This window comes from Rhodococcus sp. SORGH_AS_0303 (assembly GCF_030819335.1).
Taxonomy (GTDB): Bacteria; Actinomycetota; Actinomycetes; order Mycobacteriales; family Mycobacteriaceae; genus Rhodococcoides.
Genome location: NZ_JAUTBO010000001.1, coordinates 3,970,201 through 3,986,679, shown reverse-complemented (window position 1 = coordinate 3,986,679; position 16,479 = coordinate 3,970,201). Strand labels below are relative to the sequence as shown.

Annotated in this window: 18 protein-coding genes and 2 pseudogenes; 8 read left to right on the top strand and 12 right to left on the bottom strand. The window is 66.5% G+C overall.

All coding sequences use genetic code 11. From position 1 onward, the window contains the following. Positions 1-45: 45 nt before the first annotated feature. From QE449_RS18945 to QE449_RS21480, 5 genes and pseudogenes are all read right to left on the bottom strand, one after another. Positions 46-504: pseudogene (locus QE449_RS18945) on the bottom strand (DinB family protein). Between the two features lie 151 nt (positions 505-655). Further along, positions 656-1,132 (bottom strand): ATP-binding protein, encoded by a 477-nt coding sequence (locus QE449_RS18940; RefSeq protein WP_307109404.1) that lies wholly within the window; start codon positions 1,130-1,132, stop codon positions 656-658. Positions 1,133-1,149: 17 nt separating this feature from the next. Continuing rightward, complete coding sequence (locus tag QE449_RS21490) at positions 1,150-1,533, bottom strand: STAS domain-containing protein (RefSeq protein WP_222626852.1); 384 nt, start codon at positions 1,531-1,533, stop codon at positions 1,150-1,152. Next, positions 1,530-1,658: an ANTAR domain-containing protein gene (locus tag QE449_RS21485; RefSeq protein ID WP_373428401.1), complete on the bottom strand. Its 129-nt coding sequence runs from the start codon at positions 1,656-1,658 to the stop codon at positions 1,530-1,532. The genes QE449_RS21490 and QE449_RS21485 overlap by 4 nt, the downstream gene beginning before the upstream one ends. A gap of 112 nt (positions 1,659-1,770) precedes the next feature. After that, positions 1,771-2,247: pseudogene (locus QE449_RS21480) on the bottom strand (GAF domain-containing protein); the annotation flags it as partial. Between the two features lie 490 nt (positions 2,248-2,737). On the opposite strand from QE449_RS21480, the gene QE449_RS18930 reads away from it, so the two are divergent. Beyond that, entirely contained in the window at positions 2,738-3,538 is an 801-nt protein-coding gene (locus QE449_RS18930) for an enoyl-CoA hydratase-related protein (RefSeq protein WP_307095920.1), read from the top strand. Positions 3,539-3,624: 86 nt separating this feature from the next. Further along, positions 3,625-3,867, top strand: a complete 243-nt coding sequence (locus QE449_RS18925; RefSeq protein WP_307109402.1) for a hypothetical protein — start codon at positions 3,625-3,627, stop codon at positions 3,865-3,867. A 69-nt stretch (positions 3,868-3,936) separates the two neighbouring features. On the opposite strand, the gene QE449_RS18920 is transcribed toward QE449_RS18925, so the two are convergent. The 3 genes from QE449_RS18920 to fdxA form a co-directional block, all read right to left on the bottom strand. Next, the gene (locus QE449_RS18920; RefSeq protein WP_307109756.1) at positions 3,937-4,368 is read right to left on the bottom strand and encodes a molybdenum cofactor biosynthesis protein MoaE; all 432 of its coding nucleotides are present in this window, start codon (positions 4,366-4,368) and stop codon (positions 3,937-3,939) included. A 142-nt stretch (positions 4,369-4,510) separates the two neighbouring features. Continuing rightward, positions 4,511-5,719 (bottom strand): gephyrin-like molybdotransferase Glp, encoded by a 1,209-nt coding sequence (gene glp, locus QE449_RS18915; RefSeq protein ID WP_307109401.1) that lies wholly within the window; start codon positions 5,717-5,719, stop codon positions 4,511-4,513. Continuing rightward, positions 5,719-6,045, bottom strand: coding sequence for a ferredoxin (gene fdxA / locus QE449_RS18910; RefSeq protein ID WP_307109400.1), 327 nt, complete (start codon positions 6,043-6,045; stop codon positions 5,719-5,721). Before fdxA ends, glp begins: the two co-directional genes overlap by 1 nt. Before the next feature lie 287 nt (positions 6,046-6,332). Here fdxA and QE449_RS18905 point away from each other — a divergent pair, with 287 nt between their 5' ends. Continuing rightward, positions 6,333-8,576, top strand: a complete 2,244-nt coding sequence (locus QE449_RS18905; protein WP_307109399.1) for a molybdopterin-dependent oxidoreductase — start codon at positions 6,333-6,335, stop codon at positions 8,574-8,576. A gap of 125 nt (positions 8,577-8,701) precedes the next feature. Then, the gene (locus tag QE449_RS18900) at positions 8,702-8,914 is read left to right on the top strand and encodes a molybdopterin-binding protein (RefSeq protein ID WP_027507116.1); all 213 of its coding nucleotides are present in this window, start codon (positions 8,702-8,704) and stop codon (positions 8,912-8,914) included. Positions 8,915-8,942: 28 nt separating this feature from the next. Here the strand turns inward: QE449_RS18900 and QE449_RS18895 are convergent, their stop codons facing one another. From QE449_RS18895 to QE449_RS18880, 4 genes are all read right to left on the bottom strand, one after another. Next, complete coding sequence (locus tag QE449_RS18895) at positions 8,943-9,209, bottom strand: MoaD/ThiS family protein (RefSeq protein WP_307109398.1); 267 nt, start codon at positions 9,207-9,209, stop codon at positions 8,943-8,945. Then, positions 9,193-10,281: a GTP 3',8-cyclase MoaA gene (gene moaA, locus QE449_RS18890; protein WP_307109397.1), complete on the bottom strand. Its 1,089-nt coding sequence runs from the start codon at positions 10,279-10,281 to the stop codon at positions 9,193-9,195. The genes QE449_RS18895 and moaA overlap by 17 nt, the downstream gene beginning before the upstream one ends. Positions 10,282-10,309: 28 nt before the next feature. After that, on the bottom strand, positions 10,310-11,560 hold the full coding sequence (locus tag QE449_RS18885) for an MCE family protein (protein ID WP_307109396.1): 1,251 nt from the start codon (positions 11,558-11,560) through the stop codon (positions 10,310-10,312). A gap of 425 nt (positions 11,561-11,985) precedes the next feature. Further along, positions 11,986-12,195 carry a hypothetical protein gene (locus QE449_RS18880; RefSeq protein WP_307109395.1) on the bottom strand — a complete coding sequence of 70 codons (210 nt, stop codon included), beginning with the start codon at positions 12,193-12,195 and terminating at the stop codon, positions 11,986-11,988. A 790-nt stretch (positions 12,196-12,985) separates the two neighbouring features. Between QE449_RS18880 and QE449_RS18875 the strand changes: the two genes are divergently transcribed. The 4 genes from QE449_RS18875 (at position 12,986) to QE449_RS18860 (ending at position 16,472) form a co-directional block, all read left to right on the top strand. Continuing rightward, positions 12,986-14,218, top strand: a complete 1,233-nt coding sequence (locus QE449_RS18875) for a molybdopterin-dependent oxidoreductase (protein ID WP_307109394.1) — start codon at positions 12,986-12,988, stop codon at positions 14,216-14,218. Further along, positions 14,215-14,727, top strand: a complete 513-nt coding sequence (locus QE449_RS18870) for a hypothetical protein (RefSeq protein ID WP_307109393.1) — start codon at positions 14,215-14,217, stop codon at positions 14,725-14,727. Before QE449_RS18875 ends, QE449_RS18870 begins: the two co-directional genes overlap by 4 nt. Before the next feature lie 164 nt (positions 14,728-14,891). After that, entirely contained in the window at positions 14,892-15,581 is a 690-nt protein-coding gene (locus tag QE449_RS18865; protein ID WP_222650878.1) for a hypothetical protein, read from the top strand. A gap of 39 nt (positions 15,582-15,620) precedes the next feature. Further along, positions 15,621-16,472 carry a class I SAM-dependent methyltransferase gene (locus QE449_RS18860; RefSeq protein ID WP_307109392.1) on the top strand — a complete coding sequence of 284 codons (852 nt, stop codon included), beginning with the start codon at positions 15,621-15,623 and terminating at the stop codon, positions 16,470-16,472. Positions 16,473-16,479 lie beyond the last annotated feature (7 nt).

Genomic DNA, 16,479 nt, shown 5'->3' with positions numbered 1-16,479 from the left:
CGACGTTCTGCGCCACCAGGATCACCAGGGCCGCGACGACGAGAGTCATTCGCCGGTGCCCCCGTCGATGCACTGCCGCAGGAGGTCTGCGTGGCCGTTGTGCCGGGCGTACTCCTCGATCATGTGCAGGTGGATCCAGCGCAGCGAGACCGGCCGGCCGTCGACCGTGCCGACCGACAACGTGTCCAGGTCGATGTTCGCGGCGAAGCCCCGACTGTCGTGGACGGCCCTGTCGTAGGCGGCGAACACCTCCGCGACAGGTGCCGAGTCGAGGCTGTCGAAGTCTCCGTCGGGCTCGGCGTCCGATTAGTACAGAGGCGGGTGTTCTCGGCCCGCGAGCCGTCGTGCGTACCAACTTCGTTCGACTTCTGTCAGGTGCCTCACCAAGCCGAGAAGGGACAGAGTGGAAGGCGGTATCGACCGCGCTGCCAAGTGCGCGTCGGTGAGTCCGCGGCACTTCCACAGCAGAGTGGCTCTGTGGTAGTCCAACCACGATTCGAGCATGGTCACTTGGTCTGCGACGAAGGGCGGTTCCACGCGGTTCACAGGGTCGGTCATGGTCGAACTCTATGTCCGGACACCGACACGTGGGTTCGACCGACTGGATGCCACGGATCCAGGTGAGCTGCGCGAGTGGGTCATCCGGAGCGCTCAGTCAGTGGAATGCGGACTCCGGGTGCTGACGCGCCATCGAGGACCACGTCGCGCGGACGGTGGTCCCCGTGCCCGAGTGATCCACTGTCGACGAGGTGCTCAATGCTGCGACGAGTCGCAGACCGTTACCGCGAAGAGCGTTGTGCACCGGCAGTTTCCACTGTCCGAGATCAGCGACGGTCACGTCCAGCGTGCCGTCGTCCATCGAGAAGGTGACGCTGATCTGCATCGTGCCGACACCGTCCGTGTCGAGGTACGCGTGGTCGACGACATTGGCCATCGCTTCGTACACCGCCAGCACCACATCGGCTCTGCAGGCGTCGTCGAACGGCAGGATGTGAAGCCAGGCGGCGAGCGCTCTGCGTACGGCGCCGATGCACAGGGCATCGGCGGGGACACCGGACACGACGAAGTCCGGGTTCCGGGCGCTCGGGCGGACGGTTCCGTCCGCGGTACCTCCGTGCGTCGCATCCAGCACGCCTGCCGCGCGACCGTTCAGGACGTCACCGCGGCCAGTGCCGACTCGAGGTCGGCGTGCAGTGTCAGTATCTCGTCCATCCCGACCAGCGTCAGTGGGCGGGTGGTGGCGGGCCTGTTCGAGACGACAGCGAGCGCGACGAGTGCGCCGAGTCGGCGGTGCGTGTCGACGAGGGCCGTCATGCCGGTGGAGGAGAGAAAGTCGACGTCGGTCAGGTCGATGATGACTGCGGAGGGCGCCGTCTCGGACAATGCCCGGTCGAGTTCCGCTGTCAGCATCGGCGTGGACTCGAGGTCCAGATCGCCGCGGACCGACACAATGAGTACAGTCCCGTTGCGGGCGGCGGTGACCTGGACGGATCGTCGGTCGACGTCCTGTTCGCGTGCGCGATCAAGGGTCACAGCGGTACCGCCACGACCGAGGTGACCGTGCGTTCCGCAAGCACCGACACACGCACGTTCTCTCGTTGCGATTGCTCGACCAGAGCGGCGAAGGCCGCGTCCGCGGTGATACCCCGCACTGCCATGACGATGCCCTTCGCCTGTTCGATGCAGGCGCGGGTCCTCCATCGCTCTGCGGAGGTTGCCTGACTCTTCGCGAGCGTCCGCGGTGTGCCGCGATTCCCACACCGCGACCTCCACGGCGGTCACGAGGACCGTGACCAGCACCTCGTCGATGTCGCTGAAGCCGTGGTCGCCGAAGCTGTAGATGTTCAGCGATCCCGCATGTTCGGAATCCACATCCAGGGGTGCCGACAGGAAGCTGCGCACACCGGCCTCGGAGGCTGCCGCGGCGAAGAGCGGCCATCGCGCCGCAGCATCCTCGACGTGCACGCACACGATGCGCCCGGTCCGGGCGGCTTCGAGGCAGGGCCCCTCATTCACGCGGTACTGATCGGCATCGATGTCGCTGACTCGGGAATCCGACCGTGCCGCGGTCTCAGGGTTCGCCGCGTCGTGATGCAGGAGGGTCACCCCGGCCATGTCCGCTCCGGGGATCGCGGCGACCGCCTGTTCGCACAAGCCCTGGAGGAGGATCTCGAACCGACTGTGCGACAGCAGGAGTCCACGAAAGACGTCCAATGCGTCGAAGGTGTCCGCGGCGAAGTATCGCATCGTGATCGCCGTGCGGACACCACTGGCCGTGCGGGACGACAACGCTCCCGCGATCTCGTCGTCGAAAGCGTTCGCGGCGGCCAGTGCGGCCGCGGCGCTGTGATCGTCCGGGGGCAGGCCGGACGTGCCCGAATCCGTCATGCGGAGTCCTCTGTGGTGCAGTCATGACACCTGTCGACGTGCGCGGAGGACGCTGCGCGGTGATGACTTCACCGGACGCGCCTCACCGTACGCTGCTGCTGGACCCCTGGCGCGATATGTCGCAACGCGCGACCACAGGACGTCCGGTCGATGCTCGTCGGATGCAGACCGACTAGTGACGTGTGGGTGCGCGGGAGGTGACCCGGAGCAGGAATGCGCGGTCACGACCACGGGATACTGCGGCCGGGTTGTGAGACCGCCAGACAATGGTTCGGCCGCGCTCTCGGTGGAAGGCCCGAATCTAAAATTCATGCATGGAGCACCCAGAAGTTCGTCGAAACGGCCTGTCATGACTGCCACAGTGGAGCAGAAAGGCTCTGTCTCCGTCGAGATCGACGGTGCGGTCGCATGGGCCGTGATCAGCAATCCGACCCGTCGCAACGCATTGAGCGCAGCGATGATGCGCGATCTGCACGCGCGACTGCAAGAGCTGGACACACGCCCCGACATCCGCGCCATCGTGCTGCGCGGGGAAGGTTCGGAGGCATTCGTCTCCGGAGCCGACATCTCGGAGTTCGAATCGCAGCACGGTTCCACCGATGCCAAGCAGGCCGCCGACGACGCCATTGCCGCGTTGTTCTTCGGACTCGCCGCCATGCACACGCCGACCATCGCGATGGTGCACGGCTTCTGCATGGGCGCCGGCGTCGCCGTCGCGCTCACCGCGGACATCCGCATCGCCGATGAGGCGTGCGCGTTCGCGATTCCCGCCGCACGTCTGGGAATTGCATACCCGGTTCCGCCGACGCGCGTGCTGCAGCGCATGGTCGGCTCCGGTCACGCCGCCGAGATGCTGTACACCGGCGGTCGCGTCACGGCAGAGACCGCGCTCTCCATCGGTCTCGTGAATCGGGTGGTTCCGAAAGACCAGTTGCACGAGGCCGTACGCACACTCGCGACGACCATCGCGGCCAATTCACCCATGTCGGTGCGGGCTGCGAAGGTGGCCCTCGCGAGCGACCTCTACCCGGAGATGCTCTCCGAGGCCGAGGCTTTCGTGGCCATGTGCGCGGGCTCGGACGATGCCGTGGAAGGTGGGCGCGCCTTCATGGAGAAGCGGCGACCCAAGTTCACAGGCGTCATGTCCTGACGCAGTCCTGCAACCACATCCGGGTTGCGAGAATCATGTGGGCCGGTCGTACCGACTGAACGCATCGGGTCGAGGCGGTACTCGAGGTGCGCACGTTGTTCGCGTTCGCGCTGGCTGCCGGGGAGTCGACCATCGGGTCACTGGAGTTGTACCGCACCGCGCCGGAGGTGCACTCGGCCATGGGGATGCTCGCTGCCCGGTTGCGTATCCCGATCGACGATGCGGCGGTTCGGCTCCGCGGGCACGCGTACGCCGAATCGCAACCCATCAGCAGCGTCGCCCGGGACCTGATGCGGCGTGTACTCGACCCCCGAATTCTCGACGATTGACCGCGCTCGTGTCCGCGACGCCGTCTCGGCCTCGTGGGGCGGTCGAGCGCATTCCGAGTGAGCGCGACCTCAGAGACCCACCCACTCGCTGGTGCCGCCGGGGAACTGCTGGCGTTTCCAGATGGGTACCTCGGTCTTGATGCGATCGACCAACGCCTGCAACGCTGCGAACGCCTCGGCGCGGTGCGGGGATGCGACCGCGGCGACGAGAGCGGTGTCACCGATCGTGAGGTCGCCGACGCGATGCACGGCCGCCGTCGGCAGGCCCGACGACGCGGCCACGTCCTCGCAGCAGCGCCGGAGGAACTTCTCGGCGTCGGGGTGGGCTCGGTACTCGAGTGCGGACACCGACTCGCCGTGGTCGTGGTCGCGCACGACTCCCCAGAACACCAGCACGGCGCCGCGTTCGGGGCCGGTGACGGCGTCGGCGACCTCCGCTGGATCGATGGGATCGCTCGAGATCCTGGCGAGAACCGTTGTCCTCGGGCGCCTGTCGCCCACGTCGGATGCTGAAGCAGCACCCGGCGTACCGGCAGCGGCGTGTCGATACGGCGGGCGCTCCGTCTTCGGCCGCCCGCCAGTGGTGTTGCTCTGGACCATGAACCGTCTCTTCCGCTCGTGGTGATCAGATGTGGCCGCTCGATCAGAGCACTGTCGCCGTGACCGTCGCGCCGGCATCGAGGGAAGGAACCTCGCCGTCCAGCTCCACGAGACAGCGCGCCTCCCGTACCGCCCCGAGTCCGTGTCGTCCCGAACCGGTGAGAAGAGCGAGCGACCCGTCGGGGCGTTCGGCGGCGAGATCCAGAGTGTGTCGGCCGGGCCTCCTGACCAGCGGGTCGGCCAGAGGTATCTGCACGGTGGGCCTGTTGTCCGGCACCAGACCCATGGCGCGCCGGAGAATCGGTCGCGCGAGGAGTTCGAACGAGGCGTAGGCCGCGAGGGGGTTGCCGGGAAACGTCAGCAGAGTCGTACCGAAGGCGGTCCCGGCACCCTGCGGCCGCCCGGGCGACATCGAGACGCCGGTGAAACGCACGCCGTGGGGCGTGAGCGTCTGCTTGACCACCTCGTGATCCCCCGTGCTGACTCCGCCCGAGGTGATGACGACGTCCGCCCGTGCTCCGAGGTCTTCGAGGTGTGCACGAAGCCGGTTCACCGAATCCGACACGGCGACACAGGCGACGAGTTCGGCGCCGCAGTCCTCGACCGCGGCGGACAGGAGTGCCGAGTTCGCATCGTGGATCGAACCGTGTCGCAGGGGAGCGGAGGTGTCGACGATCTCGGCGCCGGTCGACACCACGGCGACACGGATTCGGCGATGCACGAGAACCTGCCCCACACCGGACGCGGCCAGCAGTCCGATCCGCGACGGCGTCAGGACCGTACCCGCACCGAAGAGCCGCTCTGGAGGCATGAGGTCCTCGCCGGTCCGCCGCACGTGCGCACCGAGCGTGCCGGGACGACGAAACGCCACCTGCAGCCCGTCGTACCGAGCGTCCTCCACCGGAACCACCGCATCGGCCCCGACAGGAAGGGGTGCGCCGGTCATGATGCGCGCCACCGTTCCCGCGCGCAGCTCTTTCGGTACCGGGTGTCCTGCGGGTATCAGGTGGGACACGGGGAGCCGAACCAGCGCGTCCGCTCCGGCAGTGGCCAGGTCAGCGGTATGCACCGCATATCCGTCGACTGCTGAGTTGTCGAACGGCGGAAGCGGGATCGACGCGGTCACTTCCTCGGCCAGGACGAGTCCCGTGGCCGCCGAGAGCGGTGTCAGCACTGTCGGCGTACGCGAGATCAGGCCGGCGATGATCCTTCGGTGCTGCTCCACCGTCCGCAGGCTCGGTGCCGACGGCATCACGGCGAGGGTGCGCCGACGACGACCGCGGACACGAGGTCCGTGTCCACGCCGGTGGCACCGAACTTCGCTGCGCCGCCCGGAGATCCGATGATGTCGAAGAAGTCCACGTTGGTCGAGATGTACGCGGACCACTGGGTGGGCACGTCCTCCTCGTAGAAGATCGCCTCCACCGGACACACCGGTTCACACGCTCCGCAGTCGACGCATTCGTCCGGATGTATGTAGAGCATGCGGTCACCCTGATACATGCAGTCGACCGGGCACTCCTCGATGCAGGCCCTGTCCAGAACATCGACGCACGGCTCCGCCACCACGTAAGTCATGAAAACCCCATTCTATGTCGATCGCCATAGTACAGAGGAACGGATGCAGCGCAACGCATCTCGTGACAAGAGTCGGCAGGATGCGTGATATGTGCGCATGCACAGCATGTCCGACGCGAACGTGTACCGATACCTCTTGTCATCGCCACCCGGTCCCCGCGACACTCGCCATCAGGGCCGGGTGACGCTGCTGTAGGCGAGTCGTGACCTAGCAACCCACCCTCGACCGACAGATCGAGTCGATCATGCGCGGCGACGATCACCACATACACCGACTGGAGACGATCGTGACGGACGAGAACGGCACCGGCTGGCAGAAGACCGCGTGCATTCTGTGCGAGAACAACTGCGGCATCACCGTTTCCATGGAAGGCCGAAGTATTGCCAAGATACGTGGCGACAAGGAACATCCCAAGTCGCTGGGGTACACGTGCAACAAGGCGCTTCGACTGGATCACTACCAGAACGGCGGGTCACGACTGGACACCCCCATGCGACGCGAAGCCGACGGCACCTACAGCCCGATCGACTGGGACACGGCGATCAGCGAGATCGCACACCGTCTGCGGGCCGTGCGCGACGAACACGGCGGCGAGAGCATCTTCTTCTGCGGGGGTGGAGGACAGGGAAACCATCTGGGTGGCGCGTACGCCGGTGCCATGATGCGCGGACTCGGCGCGAGGTACAGATCGAACGCCATTGCGCAGGAGAAGACCGGTGAAGCCTGGGTGGACGCGCACCTCACCGGTGGGCACACGGTGGGCGACTTCGACCGCGCGCAGGTCAGCGTCTTCCTCGGAAAGAATCCGTGGCAGTCTCACGGTGTCGCTCGGGCGCGCACCGTGTTGCAGGAGATCGTCAAGGACCCGAACAGATCGATGATCGTTCTGGACCCGGTGCGTACGGAGACAGCGGAGCGCGCCGACCTCCATCTCCAGGTCAAGCCGGGAACCGATGCCTGGTGCCTCGCTGCCGTTCTGGCCGTCATCATCGACGACGGAATGATGGACCACGCCTTCCTCCGTGAGCACACGGCCGGTGTCGAGCAGGTCGTGGCGGCTGTCCGCGGACTCGACGTCTCCGCGTACGCGCGGACGTGTGGGGTGGGCGAGTCGTCGATCAGACGAGCCGCGCATCTCATCGGGACAGCGGACAGCGTCTCGGTGTACGAGGATCTCGGAGTCCAGCAGAGCCCCAACAGCACCTTGGTGTCCTACCTCGAGAAGCTCATCTGGCTGATCACGGGAAACTTCGCGAAAAGTGGCGCCATGCAGAATCACTCGTGGATGGCGCCGGTGGTGAACTACTCGCTGGACGTGAAACACACACCGGTCCACGGCACTCCGATGTTCGGCGGTTTGGTTCCGGGTAACGCCATCGCGGAGGAGGTGTCGAACGATCACCCCGCGAGATTCCGGGCGATGGTGATCGAGTCGTCCAACCCAGCGCATTCGATGGCCGACTCGGCGAGTTTCCGGCAAGCCATGGACGACCTCGAGTTCAGCCTCGTGATCGATGTCGCCATGACGGAGACCGCACGGTGTGCCGATTACGTGCTGCCTGCGTCCAGCCAGTTCGAGAAGTGGGAGGCTACCTTCTTCAGTCTGGAGTTCCCACGCAACAGTTTTCAGCTCCGGGCACCGATTCTGGACCCGCTGCCGGGCACATTGCCGGAACCCGAGATCTACGCACGGCTGATCGACGCTCTCGGGCTGACCGAACAGTGGTGGCTCGCGCTGCTGCGCGGAGCGCTGAAGCTCGGTCACAAGGTGTACGGCGCCGTTTTTCTCGCTCTGCTCAGACTGGACAAGAGGTCCGTCCCGGTCGCGGCATACCTGCTCTACGCGACACTGGGGCCCACGCTCCCGAACGGCGCGACATCGGCCTCGGTCATGTGGGCGTTGTCCCAGAAAATCTTCCACGAACATCCCGGCTCGGTCCGCGCAGCAGGCCATCGCAACGCCGAGGCCCTGTTCACCGCGATCCTGGAGAACAGATCAGGCGTCGAGATCACCGTGGACGATCTCGACGGCGGAGCGTGGAACTATGTCCCTGCTGCGAACCGGCCGATACAGCTGGCCATCACACCCCTGCTGAAGTCGTTGACGGCGTTGACGGGCAAGAACCCGTCCCATGTCAGCGACGAATTCCCGTTCGTTCTCTCCGCCGGCGAGCGACGCGCGTTCACAGCGAACACCATCTTCCGTGACGACACGTGGCGCAAGCGGGGCGGAAACGGCGCCTTGCGCATCTGCCCCGTCGATGCCGAGAAGCTCGGTCTCTCCGAAGGTTCCAGTGCCCGGATCACGACTGCCAAGGGGTCGGCGATGGCACACGTGGAGATCACGGACACCATGCAGCCCGGCCACATCGCCCTGCCGAACGGCTTCGGACTCGACCTTCCCGGTTCGGCCCGCGTGGGAGTGGCACCCAACGAGTTGACCGATGCTGCCCGCCGCGACGAGTACTCGGCCACCCCGTGGCACAAGAACGTGCCCGCACGCGTGGACGCGATGCACGCTCCGCAGTGAGTGCGCCGCGCAGTCGACACGGGCACGCGACACCGAGGAATCAGCACGTGCTGCTTCCTCGGTGTCGTTGGTAGTCTTCACTTTCTCAAATCTGTCACAACATCGTTCTCACAGGAGGATTCATCATGCGACTGTCCACTCGCAACCAGCTCGTCGGCACCATCACCGAGGTCACTCTCGGTAGCGTGATGGCGACCGTGAAGGTACGTCTCGACGGCGGCGACCAGACCGTCACCTCCTCGATCACACGAGAGGCGGCCGAAGACCTCGGCCTCGAAGTGGGTCAGCAGGCAACCGCGTTCGTCAAGTCCACCGAGGTGACGATCGGCGTCGAGTGACCCCGCTAGCGGTCTCGGGTCGACACCGCTAGCCGCCGGCGAAGGGCGGGAGGACGTCGACTCGGGAACCGACCGGGTAGGCGTCGTCGCGGACCATCTCGTCGCCGATGAGGAACACCGCCACGTCCAGCACACGATTCAGTTTCTGCCCGTGGCGTCCACGCAGCGCCGACTTCACGTCCGCCACGGTCGCGCCGACCCTCAGGTCGTACGACTCCTGCGTGGTGCCCGCAGCGTCCGCAGCCCCCGCGAAGTACCGCACGTCCACCGTCACGGACTCAACCACCGATGGCACCCATCGAGCGTTCCGGCGGCACGAAGTCCTCACGTTCCATCCCGTGCCCGGCCCACTTGTTCCACATCGCTCCACGCCAGAGGTCCGCGATCTCCTCGTCGGTCGCACCCCCGCGCAACGCCACCCGCAGATCGGTCTCGGAGTCGCTGAACAGGCAGGACCGCACGGTCCCCTCCGCCGTCAACCGGGTCCGGTCGCAGTCGGCGCAGAACGAGCGGGTCACCGAAGCTATGATCCCCACCGTGGCCGGGCCACCATTGACGGTCCACTCCTCGGCCGGCGCGGACGGATCGGTGCGCCCGATCTCGGTGAGCGTGAACCGCTCCCCGAGCACATCCAACAGTTCCGCCGCCGACACCATCGTCGAACGGGCCCACTCCCGGTCGGCGTCGAGCGGCATCTGCTCGATGAACCGCAGATCCACACCCCGGTCCAGGCACCACTGCACCAGATCGCGAGCGCCGTGCAGAGTCTCGCGCATGAGAACGGCGTTGATCTTGACCGGCGTCAGACCGGCCGCCAGGGCACCGTCGATACCGGCGAGCACCGTGGGCAGCCGGTCCCGCCGGGTCAGCGACGCGAAGTGCTCGCGGTCGATCGTGTCGAGAGAGACGTTGACCCGGGTCAGACCCGCCGCGCGCAGCCGCTCCGCTCGGCGTTCGAGGCCGATGCCGTTGGTGGTCATCGACAACTCGACACCGGGTGCGTGCTCAGCGGTCAGGGCGATGATGTCCACGATGTCCTTGCGGACCAACGGCTCGCCGCCGGTGAAGCGGACCTCGCGCACCCCGAGGAGTCGATCGGCGACGCCGACGAGGCGGGCGATCTCCTGCGCGGTGAGCAGTTGCTCGAACTCCAGGTTCGGCAGCCCCTCGGCCGGCATGCAGTAGGTGCATCGCAGCGAGCACTTCTCGGTGACCGAGATGCGCAGGTCCCGCGCGATGCGACCGAAACTGTCCAACAGGTGCGGCACATCGGGACGGCCCACCATCATGTCCTGCGGACCCGATAGGGCGGAGGACGCACGTACGACACCGGGCAGGCTGGGCATTCCCATGCTCACCGTCGTCATCCGATCACCTCCGGTCGAGTCGCAGGCATCATCGCACCGTGACACCGAGCAGTGTGGCCATCTGGTTCGCGATCGGGTTGAGGTCGAGTGCGCCGGGGTCGACCTTGGGCTTGTCGTCCCAGGGCTGCGGAATGGCGGGATCCATGTAGGGCGCACTGCCGGCACCTCGGACGCCCGTCACGGATCCTCGCGGTGCTGTGCATCCGACCGACAGATCGATCGGGAAGTCCCGGGTCGTCTCGTCGAAGTCCGGATCGGCGGCACGTTCGCGCTCGAGGGTTCTCTGGGTGGCCTCGTATCCCACTGTGCACGGTGGGGGGTTGTTCGTCTCCACGACGAGGCCGAAGTGGGTGGTTCCGTCACCGGGGCTCTGAGCTCGGGCCCCCATGGCCGTCCGGGGGAGAATCTGCAGCAGCGGCCGAAGGGCCCATGCTCGTGGACTGACCGCGGCGGCCACCGAGGCGACGTCGTTCGCGATCGATGTGACGCTTGCCCCTGCACCGGTGATCAGTGCACCGGTTTCGTCGGAAGCGTCGATTCCGCTGTCGACTATTCGACGTAGGTCACCGTCGTTCGCACGGAGCTGCGCGGTGATATCGTCGAGCCCCGCGCTGAAATCGATGATCGCGGAGGATTGTTCGGACTGGGTGCCGAGCACGACGCGCCCGTCCCGTACGAGATCCAGCGTGTCGGGGAGGGCGTCGAGCTGCGCCGCACTGAGCGAGTCGAGTGACTCGACGAGTGTCGCGAGGTCGCCTCCCATGCCGTCGAACCCGTCGCCCAGTTCGGTCACGACGGTCCGCAGTTCGTCGACCGGGATGCTGCGCGCGAGGCCGTCGACGTTGGACAGCACGTTCTCCACTGGGGTGGGAATCGTCGTCCTCGATCGGTCGATGATCGAGCCGTCCTGGAGGTGAGGGCCCTCGTCGGTGTCAGGCCGCAGGTCCACGTACTGCTCACCGATGGCGGAGCGTGCGGCGACCGCGGCGGAGGTCGCCGCGGAGATCGGATCGGACGAGTCGTCGATCAGCAATTCGACGTCGACCCCCGCGTCGACGAGTGTCAGCGTTCCGACGCGACCCACGGGAATGCCGCGCGATGTCACCTCGGCGTTGGTGAAGATGCCGCCGGAGTCTCTGAGCTGCAGTGTGACCGAGTACTGGCCGACCCCCAGGAGGGACTCCATGCGGACATACGATCCGCCGGCCACGGCGAGAGCGGTCGCGGCGACTGCGAGGACTGTGAGTCTGGCGTAGGTGCTGCGTCCGACGGCGGTCATGCAGCGGTCGCGCGGTCAGCCGCAGGAGGACTGTCCATCACCGTGTCGAGATGTGGAGTGCCGCGGAGTGCTGTCATAGCGCATGTATATCAATGTTATGCCGCTCTCGCAACGCATCCCGATCGTTCACGCGAACCGTGGGTGCTGGACCACGCGTTCGGGCGGGGGGATCGATGCACGCTGACAGGTAACGGCACTCGACCACCGGCACGCGTCACAGCGGCACGATCCCGCCCGCTGGTCGCTCGAACATCAGGGCGTGGAAGGGGGATTGTCGACGGCGAGGCGACGACACTCCAGTGCCGACGCGACGGCGGCCCGGTCACCCGCATTCTCGGGTTCGCTCGCCGGCACGAGGCCGACCCTGCACCCACCGCACGCACGCGCGATGGCCCGGACCCTGACGGGCTCGGGCCATCCACTACCTACCGCAGCTCAGCTCCCGAAAATGTTCCCGAGACCACCGGCAGGTCCCGCAGGCCCGGCAGGTCCGGGAGCCCCGGGAGTGCCCGGTGCGCCTTCGGGCCCGGCAGGTCCCGCAGGCCCGGCAGGTCCCGCAGGCCCGGCAGGTCCGGCAGGTCCGGCGGGTCCCGCAGGTCCGGCAGGTCCGGTGGCGCCGCCGCCACCGAACGCACCCACGATCACCGGCAGATTCGTCACCGAGTACACCTCACCGATGCCCTGGCATGACACGTCCACCGCATACAACCCGTCGACCAACGGCCCTACCGGGAAACTCGGGATGCGCTGTCCCTGAGACAACACGCTCCCGATGAAGATAATGCCGGGACTCGAGTACTGCGCCGACACCCCGTCGATCGAGAAGGTGCAGATGGGCGAGCCGAAGGCAGTGACGACGTTGGCCGTCACCGTGATCTGAATCGCCCCCGAGCCGTCGCCCGGGTCGACCTCCACCGCCGTGAACGTCACATCGTTCGGAGCAGCCGACGCCGACCCCGCACCTACCAGACACAACGGGACCACAGCAGCAGCCCCGACAACAGCACGAACAACACTCCTACGCATCACACGACTCCCCACGTTCACGGCCCCGAGCCTGCCGAGGAAGTCCCTGCCTCCACCGCGGAGTACATCAGTGAACTGCACATATTTTGTGAAAACGTCTGGTGACATCTCGTAAATCCAGACCCGCTCACTGCTGGAGGGAGGAAGCTGCCGTCGGACAGGACGGCCAGTCTCGTGGCCCACCCGGTCTGGAATCGCCGACACCGACGTCCCTGTCGACTCGATATGGACTGTCGAGCCGATCGCCCGCGACATCCACGGCGCGAGGCGTGGCGGGCAGTCACGTGTGCGATGGCAGCCAGGTGGTGATCCGTCGGCGTGCGCGCGCCGGTTGCCTGCGTACTGACCGTCGCCGTGCGACGCTGGCGTACACCAGTCGTCGGGTTAGTCGAAAGGGTTGTGCCGTTGCCTCCTCTGCCTCAGTTCCGGAGTGCGATTCGCGGTCCGTGGTTAACATCGGTGTTCGGCGCCGTTCTCCTGGTGTCGCTGCCGGTGATCACCGTGACCGGGCTGTTGTCCTACATCGCCTACGGTCCCGAGTTCGGACAAGCCCGCCCCGGGGACGTGGGGTGGTTGAGAGTGCCCCAGTTCGACTGGCCGACCGATCCGGCATGGATCTACCGGCTGAACCAGGGCCTGCACGTCACGCTCGGCATCGTCGTCATTCCGTTGGTGCTCGCGAAGTTGTGGTCGGTGATGCCGAAGTTGGTGCAGTGGCCCCCGGTCCGATCCCCGGCGCAGGCGCTCGAGCGACTCAGTCTGCTGATGCTCGTCGGTGGTGTGCTGTTCGAGATCGTCACCGGTGTGCTCAACATCCAGTACGACTACGTCTTCGGTTTCGACTTCTACGCGGCCCACTATTTCGGGGCGTGGGTGTTCATCGCCGGTTTCCTCGCGCACGTAGCCATCAAGGTTCCGGTCATGTGGAGGACTCTCCGGCAGACACCTCTGTCCGACGTGCTCCGGCAACGTAACGACGCAGCCGGCACGGAACCGGTGCGCGAGGAGAGTGCACCGGAGGGCATCTCACGACGCGGAGCCCTCGCACTCGTGGCCGGCGGGAGCGGCCTGCTGGCCGTACTCACCATCGGGCAGACGATCGACGGGCCACTGCGGTCGACTGCACTGCTGCTGCCCCGCGGCCGCTCCTACGGCGACGGACCGAACGACTTTCAGGTCAATCGCACGGCGGTCGCGGCGGGGATCGATCCGGCGTCGACCGGGGATTCGTGGCGTGTGGAGCTGTCGGGGACGACGCGCGTGGTTCTCGACCGAACGGCACTGGAGGCGATGGAGCAGCACACCGCGGTCCTGCCGATCGCGTGCGTCGAGGGGTGGTCGACGACGCAGGAGTGGACCGGGGTGCGGCTGCGGGATCTCGCGGGGCTGACCGGCGTGTCCGGCGGCGCTGCGACGGTTGTGTCGCTGGAACAAGGGGGCGCGTTCGCGCAGGCGACGCTGGCTCAGAACCAAGTGTGGCATCCGGATTCGCTTCTCGCCTTGACCGTCAACGGTGCGGCGCTGTCGCTCGACCACGGCTTTCCGGCACGGGTGATCGTCCCCGGGCTCCCCGGCGTCCACAACACCAAGTGGGTCTCGCGGATCGACTTCGCGGGCGGGGCCGATCGATGAGGCGGCTCTACGGCGCCGGCGTCGCCCATGCGGCCGTCCTGGTCGTGTCCTTCGTCATCGCCGGTGCCGCTGTCCTGACACTCGGGGTGGATGCACTGTGGAACCCGGACAGGTGGTGGCAGTCGATCGCCGTGTGGTTCATCGGTGCGGCGATCCTGCACGACCTCGTTCTGTATCCGCTCTACTCGCTGGCGGATCGTGCGACGCGCCCGACTCGCAACTGGACGGTTCGACAGGTTTCGGTGCGCCAGCACATCCGGGTGCCGGCTCTCGGCGCCGCGCTGACGCTGCTGGTCTTCTTCCCGGGCGTCCTGAACACCGACGACACTGCCATCGTCGCGGCCACGGGCCTGAACCGTGACCCGTATCTCGAGCGGTGGCTGTGGCTCGTGGCGGTCATGGTCGCGATCAGCGTCGCCGTGTTCCTGGTGCGGGTGCTCGCGGCGGTGAGGCGGCCGTCACCTGCGATGCCACGCGTCCACGACCGGACGGATACACAGGGCGCGTAGATGTAGCGCGAAAATGGCTGTGCTACAACGTTCTACGTCCGATCGGGTGAGGTTCCACCATCGCTGCCACGCAGGTGGCCGCGGGAACGATTGCGGTCGAACACCATCCATGGGCCGTGTCGCGGCGAATGTGGAGTAACCATTACCGACGACAAGGAGCTGATATGTTCACCATCCGTAAATCCGTGGCCGCTACTGCGATCGGCGTGATGTCCCTGATTCCGCTGGCCGCCTGCTCGTCCAGTGACGACGGCGGATCGGCAGCGACGACGTCCAGTTCGTCCTCCGCCGCCGCATCGACGTCCACTCAGCCCGAACCTGCCGCGCAGGTCGATGCTTTGACCGGCGTGGACACCGCCGTTGCGCTCGATACCGGCTTCACGGACGCTCTGACCACGCTCGGGTTGACCCCGGGAACCGTGGGCACGGCGACCCTCGCGGATGGATCACTTCGATTCCCGATCACCGGCGGCAATGTCAAGTACTGGACGCCGGGCACGGTCGATCCGTACGTGCAGGGCTCCATCGACCACGAAGGCAGCGGATTGTCGCTGACCGCCGGCGGTACCACGGTGGAGCTGACGAACTTCGTCATCGATCCGGGCACCTCGCTGCTCATGGGTGATGTGACCGTCAACGGTGAGAGCGCCGCCACCGACGCCGTGCTGTTCGATCTCGACGGCCGCACGCTCGAGCCGCTGGCCACCGGCCCGAACAACACCGCGATTCTGCAGGGCACGACCGTGCATATCTCCGAGACCGCCGCCGGCCTGCTGAACGAGACGTTCAAGACCGACGCCGTCACCCCGGGACTGCTCGTGGGAGTCGCCACGATCACCGTCAACACGCAGTAACGAGGCACTGCCTCCTACCCGGCCCACATCGACACCGATGTGGGCCGGATCGTGTCGACGAGTCGGGCGACGGCCCCTGAACGTGGAAAACGACTGAACGCGACGTTTGTCGCCGACGTCCACCGGGAATGGACAACCATCCACATCGAGGAAGTGCCGGACCAGTCGGGGTCTGTAGAAGGGACAAGCGTGACAGCGACTTCGGCGGGCGAGGCCCCTGACAATTTCGATGTTCTGTTCGACACTGCCTCAACCGGTACCGCGTGGTGGGTGCGGCACCGGGACGGCCGACGGAACTTGTTACCGGTCGGACGTTGGCTCGGCGGCGAGCACGCGGACGCGGACGACCGTGCAGTGGACGAGACGTTGCTTGCCCTTTGTCGCGGGCGCACGATCGATCTCGCGTGCGGGCCGGGCCGCTTGGTCGAGGAACTGCGCCGACGGGGAGTGTCGGCCATGGGCGTGGACACGTCCCCGGCAGCTGTCGCGCTGGTCCGTGAACGCGGCGCCAAGGCCGAGCTGGCCGACATCTTCGACATCGTTCCACACGAGGGGCATTGGGACACCGTGCTTCTCGTCGACGGGAACATCGGCATCGGAGGGGATCCCGGCCGTGTCATCGGTCGTGCGCACGACATCGCCTGTGAGAGCGGAACGGTTCACGTCGAAGTGGCAACCCCCGGAACGGGACTTGTTGCCGAATGTCTGCGTATCGAGAGCGACGAGACTGCGGGGCCGTGGTACGACTGGGCGCGCATCGATGCGGAGACACTGGCGCCGCTCGCTGCGGCACAAGGGTTGGTGCCGGTCGGCGTGACCGCGATCGCGGGTCGGCATTTCGCTCACTTCGTCAAACCCCCGTACGGTTCGGCCCCCGAGACTTCCGAGTGAGCGGCCC

Excerpts from the sequence above, each read along its gene's own strand:
- QE449_RS21485 (WP_373428401.1), bottom strand. The coding sequence starts at position 1,658 with ATGGCAGTGCGGGGTATCACCGCGGACGCGGCCTTCGCCGCTCTGGTC.
- QE449_RS18930 (WP_307095920.1), top strand. The coding sequence starts at position 2,738 with ATGACTGCCACAGTGGAGCAGAAAGGCTCTGTCTCCGTCGAGATCGAC.
- glp (WP_307109401.1), bottom strand. The coding sequence starts at position 5,719 with ATGCCGTCGGCACCGAGCCTGCGGACGGTGGAGCAGCACCGAAGGATC.
- fdxA (WP_307109400.1), bottom strand. The coding sequence starts at position 6,045 with ATGACTTACGTGGTGGCGGAGCCGTGCGTCGATGTTCTGGACAGGGCC.
- QE449_RS18900 (WP_027507116.1), top strand. The coding sequence starts at position 8,702 with ATGCGACTGTCCACTCGCAACCAGCTCGTCGGCACCATCACCGAGGTC.
- moaA (WP_307109397.1), bottom strand. The coding sequence starts at position 10,281 with ATGACGACGGTGAGCATGGGAATGCCCAGCCTGCCCGGTGTCGTACGT.
- QE449_RS18885 (WP_307109396.1), bottom strand. The coding sequence starts at position 11,560 with ATGACCGCCGTCGGACGCAGCACCTACGCCAGACTCACAGTCCTCGCA.
- QE449_RS18870 (WP_307109393.1), top strand. The coding sequence starts at position 14,215 with ATGAGGCGGCTCTACGGCGCCGGCGTCGCCCATGCGGCCGTCCTGGTC.
- QE449_RS18865 (WP_222650878.1), top strand. The coding sequence starts at position 14,892 with ATGTTCACCATCCGTAAATCCGTGGCCGCTACTGCGATCGGCGTGATG.